At 72.2% G+C, this 23043-nt stretch carries 17 protein-coding genes and 1 pseudogene; 7 read left to right on the top strand and 11 right to left on the bottom strand.

Annotation, left to right across the window (positions count from 1 at the left end):
* Positions 1–85: 85 nt before the first annotated feature.
* From mmsA to iolC, 4 genes are read right to left on the bottom strand one after another with little or no spacing between them, the layout of a single operon-like run.
* On the bottom strand, positions 86–1597 hold the full coding sequence (mmsA, locus tag ACFQ79_RS22000; protein ID WP_318209895.1) for a CoA-acylating methylmalonate-semialdehyde dehydrogenase: 1512 nt from the start codon (positions 1595–1597) through the stop codon (positions 86–88).
* 14 nt (positions 1598–1611) lie between these two features.
* On the bottom strand, positions 1612–3483 hold the full coding sequence (gene iolD, locus ACFQ79_RS21995; protein WP_383586007.1) for a 3D-(3,5/4)-trihydroxycyclohexane-1,2-dione acylhydrolase (decyclizing): 1872 nt from the start codon (positions 3481–3483) through the stop codon (positions 1612–1614).
* Entirely contained in the window at positions 3480–4304 is an 825-nt protein-coding gene (gene iolB, locus ACFQ79_RS21990) for a 5-deoxy-glucuronate isomerase (RefSeq protein WP_383586005.1), read from the bottom strand. The genes iolD and iolB overlap by 4 nt, the downstream gene beginning before the upstream one ends.
* 9 nt (positions 4305–4313) lie before the next feature.
* A complete protein-coding gene (iolC, locus tag ACFQ79_RS21985; RefSeq protein ID WP_383586037.1) occupies positions 4314–5270 on the bottom strand; it encodes a 5-dehydro-2-deoxygluconokinase in 957 nt (318 codons plus the stop codon).
* Positions 5271–5471: 201 nt separating this feature from the next.
* Here iolC and ACFQ79_RS21980 point away from each other — a divergent pair, with 201 nt between their 5' ends.
* Together ACFQ79_RS21980 and ACFQ79_RS21975 are read left to right on the top strand one after the other, a co-directional pair.
* Complete coding sequence (locus ACFQ79_RS21980; protein WP_383586003.1) at positions 5472–6407, top strand: sugar phosphate isomerase/epimerase family protein; 936 nt, start codon at positions 5472–5474, stop codon at positions 6405–6407.
* Positions 6408–6680: 273 nt separating this feature from the next.
* A complete protein-coding gene (locus ACFQ79_RS21975; protein WP_015033732.1) occupies positions 6681–6878 on the top strand; it encodes an AlpA family transcriptional regulator in 198 nt (65 codons plus the stop codon).
* Positions 6879–6914: 36 nt separating this feature from the next.
* Here ACFQ79_RS21975 and ACFQ79_RS21970 read toward each other — a convergent pair whose 3' ends face one another.
* From ACFQ79_RS21970 to ACFQ79_RS21955, 4 genes are read right to left on the bottom strand one after another with little or no spacing between them, the layout of a single operon-like run.
* Positions 6915–8240 carry a hypothetical protein gene (locus ACFQ79_RS21970; protein ID WP_383586001.1) on the bottom strand — a complete coding sequence of 442 codons (1326 nt, stop codon included), beginning with the start codon at positions 8238–8240 and terminating at the stop codon, positions 6915–6917.
* 19 nt (positions 8241–8259) lie between these two features.
* Positions 8260–9528, bottom strand: coding sequence for a tachylectin-related carbohydrate-binding protein (locus ACFQ79_RS21965; protein WP_383585999.1), 1269 nt, complete (start codon positions 9526–9528; stop codon positions 8260–8262).
* A gap of 46 nt (positions 9529–9574) precedes the next feature.
* A complete protein-coding gene (locus ACFQ79_RS21960; protein ID WP_383585997.1) occupies positions 9575–10909 on the bottom strand; it encodes a tachylectin-related carbohydrate-binding protein in 1335 nt (444 codons plus the stop codon).
* Positions 10910–10930: 21 nt separating this feature from the next.
* Positions 10931–13321 carry an MMPL family transporter gene (locus ACFQ79_RS21955; RefSeq protein ID WP_383585995.1) on the bottom strand — a complete coding sequence of 797 codons (2391 nt, stop codon included), beginning with the start codon at positions 13319–13321 and terminating at the stop codon, positions 10931–10933.
* Positions 13322–13484: 163 nt separating this feature from the next.
* Between ACFQ79_RS21955 and ACFQ79_RS21950 the strand changes: the two genes are divergently transcribed.
* On the top strand, positions 13485–14138 hold the full coding sequence (locus tag ACFQ79_RS21950; RefSeq protein WP_383585993.1) for a TetR/AcrR family transcriptional regulator: 654 nt from the start codon (positions 13485–13487) through the stop codon (positions 14136–14138).
* Here ACFQ79_RS21950 and ACFQ79_RS21945 read toward each other — a convergent pair.
* Positions 14116–15324: a cation:proton antiporter gene (locus ACFQ79_RS21945; RefSeq protein WP_383585991.1), complete on the bottom strand. Its 1209-nt coding sequence runs from the start codon at positions 15322–15324 to the stop codon at positions 14116–14118. The two genes, ACFQ79_RS21950 and ACFQ79_RS21945, sit on opposite strands and share 23 nt — an antisense overlap.
* Positions 15325–15449: 125 nt before the next feature.
* On the opposite strand from ACFQ79_RS21945, the gene ACFQ79_RS21940 reads away from it, so the two are divergent.
* Together ACFQ79_RS21940 and ACFQ79_RS21935 are read left to right on the top strand one after the other, a co-directional pair.
* Complete coding sequence (locus ACFQ79_RS21940; protein ID WP_266966116.1) at positions 15450–15674, top strand: heavy-metal-associated domain-containing protein; 225 nt, start codon at positions 15450–15452, stop codon at positions 15672–15674.
* 73 nt (positions 15675–15747) lie between these two features.
* Positions 15748–18006 (top strand): heavy metal translocating P-type ATPase, encoded by a 2259-nt coding sequence (locus ACFQ79_RS21935; protein ID WP_383585988.1) that lies wholly within the window; start codon positions 15748–15750, stop codon positions 18004–18006.
* A gap of 384 nt (positions 18007–18390) precedes the next feature.
* On the opposite strand, the gene ACFQ79_RS21930 is transcribed toward ACFQ79_RS21935, so the two are convergent.
* Together ACFQ79_RS21930 and ACFQ79_RS21925 are read right to left on the bottom strand one after the other, a co-directional pair.
* Entirely contained in the window at positions 18391–19680 is a 1290-nt protein-coding gene (locus ACFQ79_RS21930) for a citrate synthase (protein ID WP_026057844.1), read from the bottom strand.
* A gap of 179 nt (positions 19681–19859) precedes the next feature.
* On the bottom strand, positions 19860–22091 hold the full coding sequence (locus ACFQ79_RS21925) for an ATP-dependent RecD-like DNA helicase (protein WP_383585986.1): 2232 nt from the start codon (positions 22089–22091) through the stop codon (positions 19860–19862).
* A gap of 122 nt (positions 22092–22213) precedes the next feature.
* Here ACFQ79_RS21925 and ACFQ79_RS21920 point away from each other — a divergent pair, with 122 nt between their 5' ends.
* Together ACFQ79_RS21920 and ACFQ79_RS21915 are read left to right on the top strand one after the other, a co-directional pair.
* Positions 22214–22684, top strand: coding sequence for a DUF937 domain-containing protein (locus tag ACFQ79_RS21920; protein WP_383585984.1), 471 nt, complete (start codon positions 22214–22216; stop codon positions 22682–22684).
* Between the two features lie 177 nt (positions 22685–22861).
* A pseudogene (locus tag ACFQ79_RS21915) lies at positions 22862–23026 on the top strand (VapC toxin family PIN domain ribonuclease); the annotation flags it as partial.
* Between the last annotated feature and the right edge of the window lie 17 nt (positions 23027–23043).

Here is a 23043-nt window from a genome sequence, read left to right as displayed (position 1 = left end):
GGACCACGGACGCCGGGGAAGGCCGACGGCCCCCGGGGTGTGCTGTCAGGCACCCCGGGGGCCGTCGGTGTGAACCGCCCGCGCGTCAGTGGTTGCGCGGGAAGCCCAGGTCCACGCCCGCCGGGGCGTCCGACGGGTCCGGCCAGCGGGTGGTGACGACCTTGCCGCGGGTGTAGAAGTGCACGCCGTCGTTGCCGTAGATGTGGTGGTCGCCGAAGAGCGAGTCCTTCCAGCCACCGAAGGAGTGGTAGCCGACCGGCACCGGGATCGGCACGTTCACGCCGACCATGCCGGCCTCGACCTCCAGCTGGAAGCGGCGGGCGGCGCCGCCGTCGCGGGTGAAGATCGCGGTGCCGTTGCCGAAGGGCGAGGCGTTGATGAGGGCGAGGCCCTCCTCGTACGTCTCGGTGCGCAGCACGCAGAGCACCGGGCCGAAGATCTCGTCCTGGTAGGCCTTGGCGGTGGTCGGCACGTGGTCCAGGAGGGAGAGGCCGATCCAGTGGCCGTCCTCGTGACCGTCGACCGTGTAGCCGGTGCCGTCGAGGACGACCTCGCAGCCCTCGTCCGCAGCGCCGTGGACGTAGGAGGCGACCTTGTCGCGGTGGACGGCCGTGATGAGCGGGCCCATCTCGGAGGTCGGGTCGGTGCCGGGGCCGATCTTGATCTTCTCGGCGCGCTCGCGGATCTTCTGGACCAGCTCGTCGCCGATGGAGCCGACGGCCACGACGGCCGAGATGGCCATGCAGCGCTCGCCGGCGGAGCCGTACGCCGCGGAGACGGCCGCGTCGGCCGCCGCGTCGAGGTCGGCGTCCGGGAGGACCAGCATGTGGTTCTTCGCGCCGCCGAGCGCCTGGACGCGCTTGCCGTTGGCGGAGGCGGTGGTGTGGATGTACCGGGCGATCGGGGTGGAGCCGACGAAGGAGATCGCGGAGACGTCCGGGTGCTCCAGGAGGCGGTCCACGGCCACCTTGTCGCCGTGCAGGACGTTGAAGACACCGTCCGGGAGGCCCGCCTCGGCGAGCAGCTCGGCGATCTTGAGGGACGGCGAGGGGTCCTTCTCGCTCGGCTTGAGGATGAAGGTGTTGCCGGTCGCGATGGCGATCGGGAACATCCACATCGGCACCATGGCCGGGAAGTTGAAGGGCGTGATGCCGGCGACGACGCCGACGGGCTGGCGGATCGACGCCACGTCCACCCGGTTCGAGACCTGGGTGGAGAGCTCGCCCTTGAGCTGGGTGGTGATGCCGCAGGCCAGGTCGACGATCTCCAGGCCGCGGGCGACCTCGCCGAGGGCGTCGGAGTGGACCTTGCCGTGCTCGGCGACGATCAGCTCGGCGATGGCGTCGCGGTTGGCGTCGAGGAGCGCGCGGAACTTGAAGAGGATGGTGGTGCGCTGGGCGAGCGAGGAGGTGCCCCAGGTCGCCCAGGCGTCCTTGGCGGCGGCGACGGCGGCGTCGACCTCCTCGACGGAGGCGAGCGCGACCTTCGTGGTCACGGCGCCGGTGGCCGGGTCGGTGACCGGGCCCCAGTTGCCCGACGTGCCCTCGACGGTCTTGCCACCGATCCAGTGGTTGACGGTCTTGACGGTGTTCGTCATGACGAAATGCTCCTTCAGAGATGGCGGCGTCGGGCGGTGACGTGCCGGTCGTACTCCTCCCGGGCCTTGACCGCCGACGGGCGGGTCGAGGTCTCGGCCACGGGCACATCCCACCATGCCTGGGCCGGGGGCGGGCCCGACACAGTGTCTGGCGTTTCGGTCTCGACGTAGACACATGTGGGAACCGTCGCGGTCCGTGCGTCCGCGAGGGCTTCCCGCAGGTCACGCACGGTGCGGGGGCGCAGCACCCGCATGCCGAGGGAGGCGGCGTTGGCGCCGAGGTCGACGGGGAGCGGCGGGCCGGTGAAGCCGCCGAAGGCGTCCCGGTGGCGGTAGTCGGTGCCGAAGCGCTCGGCGCCGACGGCCTCCGAGAGGCCGCCGATGGAGGCGTAGCCGTGGTTCTGGAGGATGACCAGTTTGATGGGCAGTCCCTCCTGGACGGCGGTGACGATCTCGGTGGGATTCATCAGGTACGTACCGTCGCCGACGAGGGCCCAGACGGGCCGGCCGGGGGCGGCGAGGGCGACGCCGATGGCGGCGGGGATCTCGTATCCCATGCACGAGTAGCCGTACTCGACGTGGTACTGGTCGCTGGACCGGGTCCGCCACAGCTTGTGCAGGTCGCCGGGGAGCGAGCCGGCGGCGTTGATCAGGATGTCGCTGCCGTCGACCAGAGTGTCGAGTACGCCGAGGACCTGGACCTGGGTGGGGCGGGCGTGCGGGTCGGGTGCGGCGTAGGCGGCGTCGGTCCGCTCCTGCCATTCCCGCTTGGAGGCCGCCCAGTGCGCGGTGTCCTGCCGGTGGTCGCCCGGGTGGCCGCCGAGCGCCTCGGTGAGGGCCTCAAGTCCGGCCCGGGCGTCGGCGACGAGCGGCAGCGCGGCCTGCTTGTGGGCGTCGAACGCGGTGATGTTGAGGTTGACGAGCCGCGTGTCGGGGCGGAAGAGGGTGCCGGACGCGGTGGTGAAGTCGGTGAGGCGGGTGCCGACGCCGATGATCAGGTCGCTGGCGCGGGCGAGGGCGTCGGCGGTCCCCGTGCCGGTGTGGCCGATCCCGCCGACGTCGCAGGGATGGTCCCAGGGCAGGACGCCCTTGCCGGCCTGGGTGGTGGCGACGGGGAGGTCGGCCGACCGGGCGAGGGTGCTCAGGGCGTCCTGGGCCGCGCTGTACCTGACTCCGCCGCCGGCGATGATCATCGGCCGCCGGGCGTTCCTGACCGCCCGTACGGCGGCGTCGAGTTCGGCGGTGTCGGGCCGCGGGCGGCGCACGGTCCAGGTCCGTTCGGCGAGGAACTCCTCGGGCCAGTCGTACGCCTCCGCCTGCACGTCCTGCGGCAGGGCGAGCGTGACCGCCCCGGTGTCGGCGGGGTCGGTGAGGACGCGTACGGCGGCGAGGGCGGCCGGGACCAGCGCCTCGGGGCGGCTGATCCGGTCGAAGTAGCGCGACACGGGGCGCAGACAGTCGTTGACGGACGTCTCGCCCGCGTACGGGACTTCGAGCTGTTGCAGGACGGGGTCGGCGGGGCGGGTGGCGAAGGTGTCGCCGGGCAGCAGGAGGACGGGCAGCCGGTTGACGGTGGCGAGGGCGGCGCCGGTGACGAGGTTGGTGGCGCCGGGGCCGATGGAGGTGGTGACGGCGTGGGTGCGCAGCCGGTTGGACTGGCGGGCGTAGCCGACGGCCGCGTGCACCATGGCCTGTTCGTTGCGTCCCTGGTGGTACGGCATGAGGTCGGGGTACTCGACGAGCGCCTGTCCGATGCCGGCGACGTTGCCGTGGCCGAAGATGCCCCAGGTCGCGGTGATCAGCCGCTGCCGTACGCCGTCGCGTTCGGTGTGCTGCGCGGCGAGGAAACGCACCAGGGCCTGGGCGACGGTGAGCCGGACGCTCATGCGTATCCCTCCGTGTGGTCGGGGTGGAAGCAGATCCGCCACTCCCGTTCGGGGCCGGGTCCGGCCATGACGTTCAGGTAGTACAGCGGGTGTCCGGGCTGGGCGATCGACGGGCCGTGCCAGCCGTCGGGTACGAGGACGGCGTCACCGTGCCGGACCTCGGCGAGGAGCTCGGCGCCGCCGGGCCGGGAGGGGGAGATCCGCTGGTAGGCGAGGGCGCCCGGGCCCTCGATCTCGTAGTAGTAGATCTCTTCGAGGACGGACTCGGCGCCGGGGCGGTGCTCGTCGTGCTTGTGCGGCGGGTAGGAGGACCAGTTGCCGCCGGGGGTGACGACCTCGACGGCGATGAGCCGGTCGCAGGCGAAGGCGTCGGCCGAGGCGAAGTTCCGCACCTCGCGGGCGCGGTTGCCGCTTCCGCGGGTCTCGACGGGAACCTCCGGCGCGGGGCCGTAGCGGGCGGGGAGTCGTCGCTCGCACTTCGCTCCTGCCAAAGCGAAGCGGCCTCCCGCACCGGAGGCGATCTGGGCGTGGGCGTCGCGCGGTACATAGGCGAAGTCGGTCACTCCGTCGAACACGCTCGCGCGGCCCTGGAGTTCGAGGATCTCTCCGTCGACGCGCACGCTACAGGCACCGGAGAGGGGAAGCACGGCCCATTCGGAATCCCCGCTCTCGAAGGAGTGGATCCCGCCCGGTCCGAGGGTGAGGACCCGGAGGGCGGAGTACGTCCAGCCGGCCCGCGCGGGGTCGATGTCGAGCCCGTACGGGCCGTGGGCGGCGGTTCCGGCGGGGAGGTGGAGGGACGGGGGGTGACGGGTGCTCATGACTCACCCCTACCCGTTTTCCGCCAGGGTTCCGGAGCCGGTCGCGAGCGCCTCGGCGATCTCGGCGGCGTACGGCATGGCGGACGAGCAGGCGAGACGGCCCGCGACGATCGCGCCGGCGGCGTTGGCGTGGCGCAGGGTGGTCTCCAGGTCCCGGCCGGCGAGCAGTCCGTGGACGAGCGCCCCGCCGAACGCGTCGCCCGCGCCGAGGCCGTTGACCACCTCGACCGGCAGCGGCGGCACCTCGGCGCTCGTGCCGTCGGCGGCGAGCGCGAGGACGCCCTCGGGGCCCCGCTTGACGACGGCGAGCCGGAGGCCGGTGTCCGCTCCGGCTGCGAGCAGCGCGCGGGCGGCCGCGTACGGCTCGCGCTCCCCCGTCGCCACCTCGCACTCGTCGAGGTTGCCGACGGCGACGGTCGCGTGCCGCAGCGCCTCGGCGTAGGAGGGGCGGGCGGCCGCCGGGTCCGCCCAGAACATCGGCCGCCAGTCCAGGTCGAGGACGGTCGTCTCCTGCCCGGACCTGGCCCGCAGCGCGTCCAGGGTCGCGGTGCGGCTCGGCTCGTCGCAGAGGCCCGTACCGGTCGCCCAGAGGACCCGGGCGGCGCGGATCGCGTCGAGGTCCAGCTCGTGCGGGTGGATCTCCAGGTCGGGGGCCTTGGGGCGGCGGTAGAAGGTGAGCGGGAAGTCGTCGGGCGGGAAGAGGGCGCAGAAGGTGACGGGGGTGGGGTGGGCGTCGACCTCGGTGACCCAGCGGTCGTCCACCCCGAAGCCCTTCAGCTCGCGGCGCAGATAGGTGCCGAAGGGGTCGGCGCCGGTGCGGGAGACGAGGGCGGTGCGCAGGCCGAGCCGGGCGGCGGCGACGGCGACGTTCGCCGGGGAGCCGCCGAGGAACTTGGCGAAGGTGTCGACGCGGTCGAGCCCGACTCCGGTCTGGAGCGGGTACAGGTCCACGCCGAGGCGCCCCATGGTGATCAGGTCGTACGGCTCCGACTCCACCCGCGCCACCTCTCGCGTCCGGCTTCCGCACCCAGGTCTAGCCGTCCGCCCGGAGGCGTGTCAACGATATGTCCGGACATTCTGACGACCGGGCCGCCGGCGGGGAACGGCTCGCGCGGGCCGGGGCGGCCTCCTTGACGCTGCTCGCGGGCCCCGGTCAAGGTGGCAGGCATGACGACGCCGTCACCGCAGCCGCCCTCGCCCTCGTCTCCGCCCCCGTCCCGGATCCGGATCGGCTCCGCCCCGGACTCCTGGGGGGTGTGGTTCCCCGACGATCCCCGGCAGGTGCCGTGGCAGCGTTTCCTGGACGAGGTGTCCGGCGCGGGCTACACGTGGATCGAGCTCGGCCCGTACGGCTATCTGCCCACCGATCCGTCCGTCCTGACGGAGGAGACCGCGCGGCGCGGGCTGCGGGTCTCGGCGGGGACGGTCTTCACCGGCCTGCACCACGGCCCGGACGTCTGGGAGCGGACCTGGGCGCACGTCGCCGAGAACGCGGCCCTGGCGCAGGCGGTGGGCGCGGGTCATCTGGTCGTCATCCCGTCGTTCTGGCGGGACGACCGGACGGGCGAGGTCCTGGAGGACCGGACGCTCACCGCCGCGCAGTGGCGGGACCTGACGGGGCTCACCGAGCGGCTCGGCCGGGAGGTGCGCGAGCGCTACGGGCTGCGGATCGTCGTCCATCCGCACGCCGACACCCATCTCGACGACGAGGAGAGCGTGACGCGGTTCCTGGACGCGACCGACCCGGAGGCGGTCTCGCTCTGCCTGGACACCGGGCACTACGCGTACGCCGGCGGGGACAGCGTCAAGCTGATCGAGACGTACGGCGAGCGGATCGGCTACCTGCACCTCAAGCAGGTCGACCCGGAGATCCTGGCCGGGGTGGTGGCCGAGGGGGTGCCGTTCGGGCCGGCGGTGGCACGCGGGGTGATGTGCGAGCCGCCGTCCGGGGTACCCGCTCTGGAACCGGTGCTCGCGGCCGCCTCGGCCCTGGACGTGGACCTGTTCGCGATCGTCGAGCAGGACATGTACCCCTGCGAGCCGGACGTTCCGTACCCGATCGCGCTCCGTACCCGGCGCTATCTCCGCTCCTGCGGCGTGTGACGGGCGCGCGACCGGCGTATATCTCCCTGACCAGGGGCGAGGCACGCGGACACACCGATGTCCTGATGCCGCGTTTTCGTCACACTCGTCCCTTGGGCGTCACGCATATCTCCGTTACGCGGGCTTTCCGTCACAGCCGCTCGACAGGCCCTCTCCTCCTGTCTGACGGGGTCGTTGCAGGGGGCAATGGCTCAGTGATCGCCATCGCATGCCCGCAGCGCCCCCGAACGGCACCCCCGCCGCCGCTGCGCGGCGCGCAGGGAGGTACCAGGCATGACGGACAGAAGGCTCTGGTCGTACAAGGACATCGCCGCACACATCCGGGTGCAGCCCGACACGGTCCGCTCCTACCGGAAGCACGGACTCCTGCCGGCCCCCGATCACGTGGAGTCGGGCAAGCCGTACTGGTACGCGGACACGATCCGCGCCTGGGTCGCCAGCCGCCCCGGCAACCGGGGCCGCCGCGACTGAGCGCGGCCGGCTCCCGGCGCCGGACCGGACGACGGGTCAGACGAGCAGGTCGTAGAGGTTCCAGCCCCCGCCCACCGGGCGGGGCCGGTACGGGTCGGAGTTCCCCTTCCAGCGGTCGACCCCGTAGACGACCAGCTTGCCGTCCGCGGTCCGGGCGGCGAGGGAGGGGGATTCGATGACGAGCCCCAGTCCGGCGAGGGCCGTGTAGCGGTTCCAGCCGCCGCCGACCTCACGGCGGGGCTCGAAGGGCGTGGACGGGTCCGGGTCGTCCGACCTCTCGTACCGGAACTGCCGGCCCGCGGCCGTGTGGGCGACCAGCCCGTCGCCGAAGGAGGCGAGGGAGGTGTACGCGTTCCAGCCGCCGCCGACCCTGACCCGCGGGTGGAACGTGTAGGCGCCCGTCCGGCCGTGCCCGCGTCCCTCGTAGAACCAGAGGACCCCGTCCCGGTCGCGGGCGACGAGGTCGCCGCCCGTCAGACCGACGATGCTCGTGTAGACGTTCCACCCTCCGCCGATCCGCTCGCGCGGCTCGAAGGGCGCCCCCGGCCGGACGCTGCTCGCGTAGTGCCAGAGCACGCCGTTCCGGTCGCGGGCCACCATGGCGCCCTTGTTCGGCTCGGCGGTGGTGCGGTCGAGTTTGGTGACCGCCGTGTAGACGTTCCAGCCGCCGCCGATCCGCTTCCGCTTCGCGAACGGCGCGTCGGCGCGCCCGGTGGCGTCGTACTGCCAGAGCACGCCGTCGCGGTCCCGGGCGTGCAGCGACGACCTGGGCCGGGCCTCGATCGCTCCGGGGACGATGACGAGGGCCATCTCCCCCCGCGCGACCGGGCCGTCGACGTCCTGGAGTTCGACGGTGGCGTCGAGCCGGGAGAGCCACTCCATGCCCTCGGTGACGGCGACCGTGATGTCGTAGGTGACGGTCGAGGAGCCGGTCCGCACCGAGGCGCCGGGCAGGTCGAGGACGAGCCAGGTGCCGTCGACCGTCTCCGGGTCGGGAGAGGACCAGTCGCAGGGCATGGCCGGTTCGCCGTTCACCGAGCAGGTGGAGGTGAACTGCTCGGCCGGGCGGGACTCCGTGTCCCCCGCCGCCTTGAAGGCGACCCGCTGCGCGTACAGCGTTCCCGTGCCGGGCGGCAGGGTGACGGTGAGCCGGGTGGTGACCGGGTGCCCGCCGGCGGGCACCGTCAGCGGTCCGCCCTCCTGCACGATGGTCCCGGGTTCCGCGGCGGCCACGGCCGTGCGCGCGGCCGGTTCCGGGGCGGGCGCGGGGGCGGCGGCCACCGGGGTGGCCGCCGCGGCGAGGACGACTCCCGTCGCGACCAGGGCTCTTCGTAGGGCCGGGGCTCTTCGCGGCTGACTCATGGATGTTCTCCGATGACGTTCAGAGGAGCGTGTCGTAGATGTTCCAGCCCCGCCCGACCTGCGTCCTGGTGGGCCCGGGAGCGCCGCGCCAGTCGCCCTCGTACGCCCAGAGGCGGCCGTCCCCGTCGCGGGCCACGAGGTCCTGGTGGGTGAGGCGCCCCAGGTCTCCGGTGCCCACCACGTTCGCGTAGACGTTCCAGCCGCCGCCGACCCGGACGCGCGGGGCGAACGGGGCGGCCGGGTCGTTGCCGGCGGCGTCGGCGTAGCGCCAGAGCGTCCCGCTCGTGTCCCTGGCCACGAGGCCGTTCCCGAGCGCCGTCACGGCGGTGTACGCGTTCCAGCCGCCGCCGACCCGGACGGGCGCCTCGAAGGGGGCATGGGGCGGTGCCTCGTGCGCGCGCCGGTAGTGCCAGAGGACACCCGAGCGGTCCCGGGCGAGCAGCCCGTTGGGCGTACCGGTGAGGGAGGTGTAGGCGTTCCAGCCGCCGCCGACCCGGACGCGCGGCCAGAACGGGGCGGCCGGGTCGCCCGAGCCGGAGTAGTACCAGAGGACGCCGCTGCCGTCGCGCGCCACGAGGTCGCCCCCGCCGTTCGCCGTCGAGGGGCCGAGCTTGGTGAGCGCCGTGTACGCGCCCCAGCCGCCGCCGACCCGTGTGCGCGCCTCGAAGGGCTTCGCCGCCTTGCCCGTTCCCTCGTACTGCCAGAGCACGCCGTCCCGGTCACGGGCGTGGAGCACGGTGCGCTGGTCCGCCTCCGGGGTGCCGGGGACGAACTGGATCTCGACGGGCCCGGTGGCCAGGTGCGCACCCGTCGCCCCGGTGAGCGAGAGGCTGCCCCGGAGCGGAGAACCCTCCGCGAAGGTGGCGGCGTCGATCCGGACGGCGTAGGTGATCGTGCGCGCGGCCTCGGCCGTCGGCAGTTCGGAGGAGACGTCGGGGCCGTTCCCGGAGCGGGACGGGTGACAGGCCGTGAACGGGCCGCCGTTCACGGCACAGGAGAACGTGACGTACCGGAGCAGGTGGGGGTAGTCCCCTCCGGGTATCCACGCGATGTCGGACCACCACAGCCGGGCCGTCACCGGGCCGGTGGCACCGGCCGGGAGCGTGGCCGTCAGGTAGGTGGTGACGGCTCCCTCCTCGCCCGCGGGGACGACGACGGTGCCGCCCTGCTGGACGACGGTCCCCGGCTCGGCCGCCGCCGAGCGGGGGGCGGCCGAGAGGGGCGCGGCGAACGCCTGCGCCCCTCCGGTGACCGGGGGGATCAGAGTGGCGAGCAGAAGCCCCGCCATGACCGGAAACGTACGGATGTGTCTCATGGATCCCCCCGGAGAGGCGTCAGATGATCGCCGTGTAGATGTCCCAGCCGTGACCGAGCTGCGTGGCGGTCGAGCCGGGCGCGTAGCCGGAGCCGGTGGACTGGGCGTCGTAGGCCCAGAGCGTGCCGTCGATGCCCTGGGCGATCAGCTCGGTGTGGGTCCCGCGGCCCAGCTCCTTCGTCCCCACGATGTCGTTGTAGACGTTCCAGCCGCCGCCGACCTTCCAGCGGGCGGCGTACGGCGCGCTCGGCGACTCGGAGGAGGACGCGTTGTACTTCCAGAGCACGCCGGCCGCGTCGCGGGCGACCAGGCCGTCGCCGAAGGCGGCGATCTCCGTGTAGATGTTCCAGCCGCCGCCGACGCGCACACGCGGCTTGAAGCGGGGGTGCTCTTCGTCGTTCAGCTCGAAGTTCCAGAGGACGCCGGCCTTGTCCCGGGCGACGAGACCGCCCTCGCCGTTGGAGGCGATGGCCGTGTAGTCCGCCCACTCGGGAAGGCCGCCGCCGCCCGTGGCGCGGACCCGCGACGCGAACGGGGCCGCCGGGTCGCCGGTGCCCCGGTAGAACCAGAGGACACCCTCCATGTCCAGGGCGACCAGGTCACCCGTGCCGGCCGCGGTCGTGGGCGTCAGCTGGACGATCTCCGAGTAGATGTTCCAGCCGCCGCCGATCCGCTTGCGGGGCGTCAGGGACCTGTCGGCGTTGCCCGTGGCCTCGTAACGCCAGAGGACACCGGCCTTGTCGCGGGCGTGGACGGCACCGCGGGCGTCCGCCGCGGGGACGGACTCCACGACGTCCAGTCCGACCGTGCCCTGGGCGACGACGGTCCCGCTCGCGTCCCTCAGCTCGACGGGCGCGTCGAGGGAGCCGATCCACCCGAGGGTGTCCGGCAGGTCGAGCGTGACCGCGTGGTCGAGGGTCGCCGCGGCCTCGACGGCGGGCAGGTCGATCAGAACCCGGGACGGGCCGGGGTCGTCGGAGAAACTGGTGCCCCGCCAGGCGCAGGCCTCGAAGGCTCCGCCGCCGACCGAGCAGGTGGACTCGATCTGGGCGGCCGTGCGGTGGTCGGTCCATCCACCGGGCGGCCAGTTGGTGATGGGGAGGGTGACCCGCGCGGTCACCGGTCCGGTGACCCCGGCCGGCAGCGTCGCCTTGAAGCGGAGCGTCACCGGCCCCTCGGGGCCGGCCGGCACGGTCAGCCGGCCCCCCTCCTGCACGACCGACCCGGTCTCGGCGGCCGTTCCCACCTGAGCCGACACCGGTGCGGCCACAGCCGCCGCTCCCCCGAGCGCCACCGGTGCGATTCCCGCGACAAGGGCCGTCGCCAGGACCAGGCTCGTACGTACACGTAACACGAATTCCCCCATGGAATCAGCTCATCGACGTGAGGAGGCGGTCTCCCGCAACTCCCCGGACGCCTCTATGACACCGGGAGTCTCCGAAAGGTTGTACGGATCGTTCTCGCTGATTCCGAAACGGTCGTGGAAGCGCCGCAGCGGCCCCGGTGCCCACCAGGTGAGGCTGCCGGTCAGTTTCATCACGGAGGGCACGAGGAGGCTGCGGACCACCATGGCGTCCATGAGGACGGCGAGGGCGACGCCGAGGCCGAGCATCTTCGTGTTGGTGACGCGGGAGGTGCCGATGGCGACCATGACGACGGCCAGGATCACGGCGGCCGCGGTGATGAGGCCTCCGGTGTGGCGCAGGCCGAAGCGGACGGAGTGCTCGTGGTCGCCGGTGCGGTCGTACTCCTCCTTGATGCGGGAGAGCAGGAACACCCCGTAGTCCATGGAGAGTCCGAAGGCCACGCAGAACATGAGCACCGGCAGGGTGGTCTCGATGTCCCCGGTGGGGGTGAAGCCGAGGAGTCCCGCGAGGTGGCCGTCCTGGAAGACCCAGACCACCGCGCCGAACATCGCCGTGAGGCTGAGGGCGTTGAGGACGACGGCCTGGACGGGGATGAGGACGCTGCCGGTGAGCAGGAAGACCAGGAGCAGCGTGACGATCACGATGACCGCCGCGGCCCAGGGCAGCCGCTCGGCGAGGGCGTCCTTGGAGTCGACGAGGACGGCGGCCTGTCCGGTGACGGAGGTCTCGAACGGGGCGGGTGCGGACCGCAGTTCGGACACGGTCCGCTGGGCCTGGGCGCCGACGGTCTCGCCCTCGGGGACGACGGTGAAGTAGGCGTGGCCGCCGGGTGCGGTCACCGGCCCGTCGGCCCGGACCACGCCGTCGAGGGCGCCGATCCGCTCGCGGAAGGCCGCGTACTGCGCGGGGGTCGCCTCGCCCTCGGCGAGGACGGTGAGGGTGCCGCCGGGGTCGCCGGGGAAGCCGTGCCGCAGTTCGTCCTGGACGACCCGGGAGGAGGCGGTGACGGGGAGCTGGCGGTCGTCGGCGGTGCCGAACTTCACGCCGAGGAAGGGCAGTCCGAGGAGGACGAGGCCGGCGGTGGTGAGGACGGCGAAGACCGGCGCCCTGCGCATCACGAGCGCGGCGGCCCGCCCCCAGCCCGCGCCGTCGCCGTCCCCGGCGCGCTGCGCACCGGGCGCCCGGCCGCGCCGGAGGAGGCGCCGCAGGTCGAGCGCGTTGACCCGGTCGCCGAGCAGCACGAGGGCCGCCGGGAGCAGGGTGAGGGCGGCGGTCGCGGCGAGCAGGACCACGGCGATGCCGGCGTACGCGAAGGAGCGCAGGAAGTACTGCGGGAAGACCAGCATCGCGGCGAGCGAGACGGCGACGGTCAGGGCGGAGAAGAGCACGGTCCGCCCGGCGGTGCGCAGGGTGGTGCGGACGGCGGTGTACGTGTCGGCCCCGGCGGCGAGCTCCTCGCGGTAGCGGCGGACGACGAACAGGGCGTAGTCGATGGCGAGTCCGAGGCCGAGGGCCGTCGTCAGGTTCTGCGCGAAGACGGAGACGTCGGTGAACTCGGTGATGCCGCGCAGGACGGCGTTGGTGCCGAGGATGGCGACGATGCCGACGCCGAGCGGCAGCAGGGCGGCGACGGCGCTGCCGAAGACCATGACGAGCAGGACGAGGGTGAGGGGCAGGGCGATGAGCTCGGCCCGCAGCAGGTCCTCCTGGATGACCGTCTGCATCTCGTGGCGCACGGCGAGCCCGCCGCCGAGGGAGACCTCGACGGGGCCGTGGGTGCCCCGGTACTCGGGGGCGATCCGGTCGAGGACGGCGGCCGCGTCCTTCTCCTCGCCGGCGATCCGGGCGGCTATCACGGCCTTGCGGCCGTCCTCGGAGCGGAGGGCGGGCGAGCCGGTGGACCAGTAGGAGCCGACGCCGTCGACGCCCGGTTCGGCGTCGAGCCGCTCGGCGAGCCGGCGCGCCTCGGCGGTGACCGCGGGCGCGTCGACGCCGGCCGCTCCGGCGTCGACGAGCAGGAGCAGATTGGGCTGGGAGCCGGGGAACCGGTGCCCGAGCGCCTCGGTCGCGTACGTGGACTCGGCAGCCGGGTCCTCCCAGCCGCCGCTGCCCATCCGGTCGGCGACCCCGCCGCCGGCCAGGACGGCGAGGGCGGTGAGGACGAGGGCGACGAGCAGGGTCAGGCGCGGCCGGACGGTCACGAACCGCGTCCAGCCGCCCGCCCCGTCCCGCTTCGGCGATCCGCCGCCCTCCGCGAGGGGCCTGGCGGATCCGCCGCCCTCCGCGGCGGGCCCGCTGGATCCGCCGCCTTCTGCGGGAGGCCTGCCGGATCCGCCGCCTTCGGCGCGGGCCCCGCTGGATCCGGCCCCGCCGGGCGCTGATTTCTTGACTTCGGCCATGACGAGGTGTCCCCTTCACCTGACCCCTGTGCTCGCTTCCCGGCAGGTCACATGGGTCGCCCATTGCCATAGACTGGCAAACACGAGTGATCACTCGCGTTTCTCAAGAATGCGAGCGACCTCTCGTGTTTGTCAAACGTGTTGAGGAGAGCTGGGGACAGCCATGTCCGAAGAACCGAAGCCGCGCCGCCGTCAGGCGCGGGGAGAGCGCCGCATCGCGCAGCTGCTCCAGGCCGCCGCGAACGTCTTCTGCGCGAACGGCTACACGGCGTCCAGCACCAACGCGATCGCCCGCGAGGCCCATGTCTCGCCCGGCACGCTCTACCAGTACTTCCCCAACAAGGAAGCCATCGCGATCGAGTTGGGAGAGCGCCTGCTGCACCAGATGCGCGAGGCCCACGGCCAGGCGTTCACCCCGGAGAACCTCGCCCTGCCGCTGCCCGGCCTGCTGGACGCCGTCGTCGACCCGCTGATCGAGTTCAACTGCGCCAACCCGGCCTTCCTCGCCCTGATGCACGGATCCGAGGTCCCCGGCCGGATCGCGGAGGAGCACGACGAGCTGCACGCGACCCTGCTCACCCGCGTGCAGGAGGTGATCGCCCACTACGCGCCCGCGCTGCCCGCCGAGGACCGCATGCGGACGGCGGGCATGGCCTTCGCCACCTTCAAGGGGGGCCTCGACCTCGTCCTCGCCGCGCCGGAGGGGGCCGAGCGGGACGCCACGATCGCGGAGCTGAAGACGCTCCTCCTGCGCTACCTCTCCCCGCTGGTCGAGCCCGCGGTCGAGGGGCAGATCACCACGACTCCGAGCCGCTGATCCGTTCGGTCGGGAGGCCCTTCGCCCCCGACCGCGACTTCAGCGCGACCAGCGGGAAGACGAGAACGGAGAGCATGCCGGCCCCGACGAGCGCCGCCGCCTCGCCGGCCGTCATCGTCTTGTCGTCCACGCCGATGGTCGTGATGGCGACGACGAGCGGCAGAGCGGTGGAGCCGTACAGCACGAGCCCGCCCCGGTCCCTGCGGTCGAGGTCGCGCGGGGCGAGGAACCAGATCGGCCCGCCGCGCACCGCCAGGAAGAGCAGCAGGAAGACCGGCAGCAGGAGCAGGGTGCGGCCGCCGTCGAGGAGCGAGGCCAGGTCGAACTCGATCCCGGTGACGACGAAGAAGACCGGCACGAGGAAGCCGAAGCCGACGCCCTCGATCTTCTCCAGGATCTGCGGCCCCGACTCGGGCGCCGCACCGGTCAGGACGAGCCGGGTGACGAGGCCGGCCGCGAAGGCGCCGAGCAGGATGTCGAGCCCGAGGGCCTGCGAGGCTCCCAGCATCAGGGCGAGCAGCAGGAAGACGAACCGGACCGCGAACTGACCGCTGGTGTGCAGGGTCTTGGCGATGATCCGGGAGAACCACGGCGGGCGCGGCCGCAGCGCCCAGAACACCGCCCCCGCGGTGAGCGCGGCGAAGACCGCGAGCAGCGCGGTCGATTCGGCCGCGCCGCGTCCGCTGAGCAGCAGGGCCATCGCGATGATCGGGCCGAACTCGCCCACCGCGCCGAACGCCATGACGACCGAGCCGAACCGCCCGTGGAGGTCGCCCGAGTCCCGGAGCACGGGCAGGACGGTGCCGAGCGCGGTACTGGTCAGCGCGACGCCGATGAAGACGCCCTTGGTGTATCCGCCGCCGAGGAGGACACCGGTGGCGAGGCCGAGCCCGAGGGCGATCAGCCAGGCCCACACGGAGCGCCGGAGGGTGTCGCCGCGGACCTTGCCGAACTCGATCTCGTACCCCGCGAGGAAGATCAGCATGGCGAGGCCGAGCTCCGAGAGCCCGTCGACCAGCGCGTCGGGGCGCGCCCAGTCCAGGACGTCGGGGCCGATGAGGATGCCGAGCAGGATCTCGAAGATGACGAGGGGGACGGGAAGCCTGCGCCCGACTCCGTAGGCGAGCAGCGGCGCCAGGACGGCGATCGCCATGATCAGGATGAGCGTGGTCCCCGATTGCGACATATCGGGTATTTACCATAGGGATCAGCGTGGCCCGTCGGCGCGGCACGGCCGGACCCGACTGGATTTATACCCCCTAGGGGTATAAACTGCCCGGCGTACGGTCCTGAACCCACGAGGAGAGCGCCATGACCGCAGAGACGAAGACCGACCTCACCACCGTCTACCAGGTCAAGGGCATGACCTGCGGCCACTGCGAGGGCGCGGTGTCGAGCGAGATCTCCGCGCTTCCCGGCGTCTCGTCGGTGACGGCCGTCGCCTCCACCGGCCAGGTGACCGTCGTCTCCGCCGCCCCGCTCGACGAGGAGGCCGTCCGCGCCGCCGTCGACGAGGCCGGCTACGAGCTGGTCTGACCTCTCCCCCGTCGACACCCCGCAGGGCCGTACCGTTACCGGGTACGGCCCTGCTCCCCTTTTGGAACCGCACATGACCTCCAGCACCACCGCACCCCCCACCGACAGCACGGTCGTCGCGGTCACCGAGCTGACGATCGGCGGGATGACCTGCGCCTCGTGCGCGGCCCGCGTCGAGAAGAAGCTCAACCGCATGGACGGGGTGACCGCGACCGTCAACTACGCCACGGAGAAGGCGCGGATCGAACACCCGCAGGAGGTCGGGGTCGACGCGCTGATCGCCACCGTCGTCAAGACCGGCTACACGGCCGAGGAACCGCCGCCGCCCGAGCCCGAGCCGGCGGACGCACCGGAGGAGCGGGATCCCTCCCGGGACCCCGAACTCGCCTCCCTCCGGCAGCGGCTCACCGTCTCCGCGCTGCTCTCCGCGCCCGTCGTCCTGCTCGCCATGGTCCCGGGCCTCCAGTTCGACAACTGGCAGTGGCTCTCCCTCACCCTCGCCGCCCCCGTCGTCGTGTGGGGCGGGCTGCCCTTCCACCGGGCCGCCTGGACCAACCTCCGGCACGGCGCCGCCACCATGGACACCCTCGTCTCGGTCGGCACCCTCGCCGCCTTCGGCTGGTCACTCTGGGCCCTCTTCCTCGGCGACGCGGGCATGCCCGGCATGCGGCACGGCTTCGACCTCACCGTCGACCGCTCCGCGGCCTCGTCCGCGATCTACCTGGAGGTCGCGGCGGGGGTCGTCACCTTCATCCTCCTCGGCCGCTACCTGGAGGCCCGCGCCAAGCGGAAGGCGGGCGCGGCGCTCCGGGCCCTGATGGAACTCGGCGCCAAGGACGTGGCAGTCCTGCGCGGCGGAACGGAGGTACGGGTGCCGGTCGACGCGCTGCGGACCGGCGACCTCTTCGTCGTACGGCCCGGGGAGAAGATCGCCACCGACGGCACCGTCACCGAGGGCGCGTCGGCCGTCGACGCCTCCCTCCTCACCGGCGAGTCGCTGCCGCTGGACGTCACCGCGGGCGGCGACGTCACCGGCGGCTGCGTCAACGTCTCCGGCCGGCTCGTCGTCCGGGCCACCCGCGTCGGCGCCGACACCCAGCTCGCCCGGATGGCCAAGCTCGTCGAGGACGCCCAGAACGGCAAGGCCGAGGTGCAGCGGCTCGCCGACCGGATCTCCGCCGTCTTCGTGCCGGTCGTGCTGCTCGTCGCCCTCGGCACCCTCGTCACCTGGCTGCTGCTGACCGACGACCCGACGGCCTCCTTCACGGCCGCCGTCGCCGTCCTGATCATCGCCTGCCCCTGCGCCCTGGGCCTCGCGACCCCGACCGCGCTCATGGTCGGCACCGGCCGGGGCGCGCAGCTCGGCATCCTCATCAAGGGACCCGAGGTCCTGGAGTCCACCCGGCGCGTCGACACGATCGTCCTCGACAAGACCGGGACGGTCACCACCGGCCGGATGCGGCTGGCCGGTGTGCGCGTGTACGGCGGGAAGTACGGCACCGACGCCACCGACGAGACCGGGCTGCTCCGGCTGGCCGGGGCCCTGGAGCACTCCTCCGAGCACCCGGTGGCCCGCGCCGTCGCGGCCGGCGCCGTCGAGCGCTGCGGGGAGCTCCCCGTACCGAAGACCTTCGAGAACGTCCCCGGGCTCGGCGTGCGCGGCTCGGTCGACGGGCACCTGGTCCTCGTCGGCCGCGCCGCGCTGCTGACGGCGGAGGGCGTCGACGTGCCGGCGGGGGCCGAGCCCGGCGCCGTCCACGTCGCCTGGGACGGGGTCGCCCGGGGCACCCTGACCGTCGCGGACACCGTCAAGGACACCAGCGCGGAGGCGGTGGCCCGGTTGCGCGGCCTCGGGCTGCGGCCGGTCCTCCTCACCGGGGACCACACGGCCGTGGCGGAGGCCGTGGCGGCGGAGGTGGGCATCGACGAGGTGATCGCCGAGGTGCTGCCGGAGGAGAAGGCCGAGGTCGTCCGGCGGCTCCAGGCGGAGGGCCGGACGGTCGCGATGGTCGGCGACGGGGTGAACGACGCGGCGGCCCTCGCCACGGCGGACCTGGGTCTGGCCATGGGGACGGGCACGGACGCGGCGATCGAGGCGAGCGATCTGACCCTGGTACGGGGCGACCTGCGGGTCGCGGCCGACGCGATCCGGCTCGCCCGGCGCACCCTGGCGACGATCAAGGGCAACCTCGGCTGGGCCTTCGGCTACAACGTGGCGGCGCTGCCGCTCGCCGCGGCCGGACTTCTGAACCCGATGATCGCCGGCCTGGCGATGGCCTTTTCGTCCGTCTTCGTCGTATCCAACAGCCTTCGTCTACGCCGCTTCACGTGAATTCACCCACGTGTGACGCACAAGACCTTCACAAAGAGACCTAGATCACAGATATTGGGGGGTAACCATCTGGGCTGTTCGCGAGTCTAAGTGGGCGATGCCGAGAACGTCTTGGGGGACGTTCATGGAATGTCTTGGGGGACGTTCCAGGCAAGCGTTGGCCGGGGCACGTGCACCGGGGAGCTTTGAGCGGCCCTCCCGTACGTACCCCGGCAGACCGCGTCGCGCCGACCCGCATAGCTTCTGCGACACCCGCAGACGCCCGGCCCGGATCCCGTGGGGGGAATCCGCACCGGGACATGGGAAGCGCCCCGCTCGTCGACCCGTGGGGGGATCGACGACGGGGCGCTTCCTCTTTTTTACGAGAGCGTCCGAGTCGGAGGACTAGCGCGCCTCGACCGGGACGAAGTCGCGGAGGACCTCGCCGGTGTAGATCTGGCGCGGGCGGCCGATGCGGGAGCCGGGCTCCTTGATCATCTCGTGCCACTGGGCGATCCAGCCGGGCAGGCGGCCGAGCGCGAAGAGCACGGTGAACATCTCGGTCGGGAAGCCCATCGCGCGGTAGATGAGGCCCGTGTAGAAGTCCACGTTGGGGTAGAGGTTGCGCGAGACGAAGTACTCGTCGGAGAGCGCGTGCTCCTCCAGCTTGAGCGCGATGTCCAGCAGCTCGTCGGACTTGCCGAGGGCCGAGAGGACGTCGTGCGCCGCCGCCTTGATGATCTTGGCGCGCGGGTCGAAGGACTTGTACACCCGGTGGCCGAAGCCCATCAGGCGGACGCCGTCCTCCTTGTTCTTCACCTTGCGGATGAAGGAGTCGACATCGCCGCCGTTGGCCTTGATGCCCTCGAGCATCTCCAGGACCGACTGGTTGGCGCCACCGTGCAGCGGGCCCCACAGGGCCGAGATGCCGGCGGAGATCGAGGCGAACATGTTCGCCTGCGAGGAGCCGACCAGACGCACGGTGGAGGTCGAGCAGTTCTGCTCGTGGTCCGCGTGCAGGATCAGCAGCTTGTCGAGCGCGTTGACGACGACCGGGTCCAGGTCGTACTCCTGCGCCGGGACCGAGAAGGTCATGCGCAGGAAGTTCTCGACGTACCCGAGGTCGTTGCGCGGGTAGACGAACGGGTGGCCGATCGACTTCTTGTACGCGTACGCCGCGATCGTCGGCAGCTTCGCGAGCAGCCGGATCGTCGAGAGGTGGCGCTGCTCCTCGTCGAACGGGTTGTGGCTGTCCTGGTAGAAGGTGGACAGCGCGGAGACCACCGAGGACAGCATCGCCATCGGGTGGGCGTCCCGCGGGAAACCGCGGAAGAAGTTCTTGACGTCCTCGTGGACGAGCGTGTGCTGCGTGATCTCGTTCTTGAAGGTCGCCAGCTCGTCGACCTTGGGCAGCTCACCGTTGATCAGCAGGTACGCCACCTCAAGGAAGGTGGAGCGCTCGGCCAGCTGCTCGATGGGGTAACCGCGGTACCGCAGAATCCCCTGCTCACCGTCCAGGTAGGTGATCGCGGATTTATAGGCGGCGGTGTTGCCGTATCCGCTGTCCAGGGTGACCAGACCGGTCTGGGCTCGGAGTTTCCCGATGTCGAAGCCCTTGTCGCCGACGGTGCTCTCGACCACCGGGTAGGTGTATTCACCGTCCGCGTACCGCAGTACTACAGAGTTGTCGCTCACGTCATCCCTCACCGACGTAGTGCCTCTTCTTCGAGGTGCCCTGACTGTCTCTACCATCCCCCATTTGGCTCAGGAGAGTGCACTCGGGGTCGACCATTGGGCCAATCGGCGGCACTCAGTGCCGCCAACCTTCATATCCTGCCCCCTTCGCCCCGGTTCCGGTAGTCCTCCGTGATCTTTCACACGGGGGTGCTCCCTGTGAGCCGAAACGCGAGTGCGGTAAAGCGTCTGCCCGCGGAGACCGTACGGACCGCCTGGGCGATGGCCCGCCGGGAGCCGACGAGGACCACGAGCTTCTTCGCCCGGGTCACGGCCGTGTAGAGCAGGTTCCGCTGAAGCATCATCCAGGCACTCATGGTGACCGGGATCACCACGGCCGGATACTCACTGCCCTGCGAACGGTGGATGGTGACCGCGTACGCGTGGGCGAGCTCGTCCAGTTCGTCGAAGTCGTACGGCACCTCCTCGTCCTCGTCCGTCCGCACCGTCAGCTTCTGCTCGACCGGGTCCAGCCGGGTCACGACACCGACCGTGCCGTTGAAGACCCCGTTGGCCCCCTTGTCGTAGTTGTTCCTGATCTGGGTCACCTTGTCACCCACCCGGAAGACCCGGCCGCCGAACCGCTTCTCCGGCAGATCGGGGCGGGCCGGGGTGATGACCTGCTGCAGCAGCCCGTTGAGCGAGCCCGCGCCGGCCGGACCGCGGTGCATGGGGGCGAGGACCTGCACGTCACGACGGGGGTCGAGACCGAACTTGGCCGGAATCCGCCGGGCCGCCACATCCACGGCCACCCGGGCCGCGTCCTCGGTCTCCTCCTCGACGAAGAGGAAGAAGTCCGGCAGGCCCTCGGTCTTCGGCGGGGTTCCGGCGTTGATCCGGTGCGCGTTGGTCACGACGCCGGACTCCTGCGCCTGACGGAAGATCCGGGTCAGCCGGACCGCCGGTACGGGGCTCCCCGGAGCGAGCAGATCACCGAGGACCTCACCCGCGCCGACCGACGGCAGCTGGTCCACATCACCCACGAGGAGCAGATGGGCCCCGGGTGCCACCGCCTTCACCAGCTTGTTCGCCAGGAGCAGGTCGAGCATGGAGGCCTCGTCGACCACGACCAGGTCCGCGTCGAGCGGCCGGTCCCGGTCGTAGGCCGCGTCGCCGCCCGGCTTCAGCTCCAGGAGCCGGTGGACGGTGGAGGCCTCCGCGCCGGTCAGCTCGGCGAGCCGCTTGGCCGCCCGCCCGGTGGGGGCGGCGAGGACCACCTTGGCCTTCTTGGCGCGGGCCAGCTCCACGATGGAGCGGACCGTGAACGACTTGCCGCAGCCGGGGCCGCCGGTGAGCACGGCGACCTTCCGGGTGAGCGCGAGCCGGACGGCCTCCTCCTGCTCGGGCGCGAGCGAGGCCCCCGTCCGGTCCGCGAGCCAGGCGAGCGCCTTGTCCCAGGCCACGTCCCGGAAGCCAGGCATCCGGTCCTCCTCGGCCCGCAGCAGCCGCCGGAGCTGCCCGGCGAGCGACAGCTCGGCCCGGTGGAAGGGGATCAGGTACACGGCGGTGACGGGTGTCCCCTCCGGACCCGGCACCGTCTCCCGCACGACCCCCTCGGGGTCCTCGGCCAGCTCGGCGAGGCACTCGATGACAAGTCCGGTGTCGACCTGGAGGAGCTTCACCGCGTCGGCGATCAGCCGCTCCTCGGGGAGGAAGCAGTGCCCCTGGTCGCTGGACTGCGAGAGGGCGTACTGCAGACCGGCCTTCACCCGGTCCGGGCTGTCGTGGGGTATGCCCACGGCCTGGGCGATCTTGTCGGCGGTGAGGAAGCCGATGCCCCAGACGTCGGCGGCGAGCCGGTACGGCTGGTTCCGCACGACCGAGATCGAGGCGTCCCCGTACTTCTTGTAGATCCGGACCGCGATGGAGGTGGAGACCCCGACGCCCTGGAGGAAGACCATCACCTCCTTGATCGCCTTCTGTTCCTCCCAGGCCGCGCTGATCTTCTTCGTGCGCTTGGGGCCCAGGCCCGGGACCTCGATCAGCCGGCCGGGGGCCTCCTCCAGGATCTCGAGGGTGTCCAGTCCGAAGTGCTGGGTGATGCGATCGGCGAAGACGGGCCCGATCCCCTTGACCAGACCCGAGCCGAGATAGCGGCGGATGCCCTGGATCGTGGCGGGCAGCAGGGTCGTGTAGTTCTCGACGGTGAACTGCTTGCCGTACTGCGGATGCGAGCCCCAACGGCCCTCCATCCGCAGCGACTCCCCCGGCTGCGCGCCGAGCAGCGCGCCGACCACGGTGAGCAGGTCCCCGGCCCCGCGCCCGGTGTCGACGCGGGCGACCGTGTACCCGCTCTCCTCGTTGGCGTAGGTGATCCGCTCCAGGACCCCCTCGAGCACGGCCGACCCCGGCCCACGACCTTCGTTGGACATGCCCCGACGGTAGCGAACCGGTCGGACAGCGCGGGCGGCCCTGTGGACAACTCCCCGCCGGGGCCTTCCCCGGCAGGATGCTCGGGGTGCCGACCGAGGGGGCAGGTCGTAGCGTTTCCGGCATGAGCGAAACCTTCGAGGACGAGGTCCTGAACGAGCTGGGCGACGACCGGCTCCAGGAGATCGCCGGCCTGCTCGGCACGGACCCCGCGGGGGCACAGGCGGTGGTGGGCAGTTCGGTGGCCGAACTCTCCGGCGAACTGCGCCAGGCGGCGGCCGAGCCGGCCAGCGCGGACGAGGTCCGCGCCGCCGTCGACGAGGTCACCTCGGCCGAACCCCCACTCCGGGGCGTCGCCGGCTTCGGCGGCCTCGCGGCCGGCGGCCTCATGGCCGGAGTCCTGGGCAGACTGGCCCGCCCGGCGGCGAACGCGATCGCGAAGAGGACCGGCATCCCGGCGGCCACGGTGACCCGAGCGGTCGACATCCTGGTGCCGGTGGTCCTCGCGGTCATGACGAAGCGCGCGGCGGCGAAGAAGAACGGCGGCACGACGGCGGACGGCCTGGGCGACCTCCTGGGCGGCCCGAGGAAGTAACGCCGCGCGGCCTCGGCCACCCGCGCACCTCGGCCACCCCCGCGCGCCCTCCGCGCAGCACCCGCGGGGCGAGTGATCACGTACCTCATCGACACCAGCGCGTACGTCCACCTCGGCACCGATCCCGCCGCACAGCGGCGCTGGGACGCCGAGATGGAGACCGGCGCCGTCGGCATGACGCAGACGGGGCAGCACCGTTCAGCGGGCGTCGTCGATCTCCTGATCTGTGGCACGGCGGTCCATCACGGGCTGACCCTCCTGCACGGGGACAACGACTTCGCCACGGTCGCCCGCGTCCTCAAAGAGGTCGAGCAGCAGGACGTGCGGCGCCTGGGCGAGTGACCGTCCACCCGCCGCAC

The organism is Streptomyces sp. NPDC056480, assembly GCF_042795405.1.
Classification (GTDB): domain Bacteria; phylum Actinomycetota; class Actinomycetes; order Streptomycetales; family Streptomycetaceae; genus Streptomyces.
Note: the sequence above shows the minus strand (reverse complement) of the source record. Positions and strands in the feature narration are given on the sequence as shown.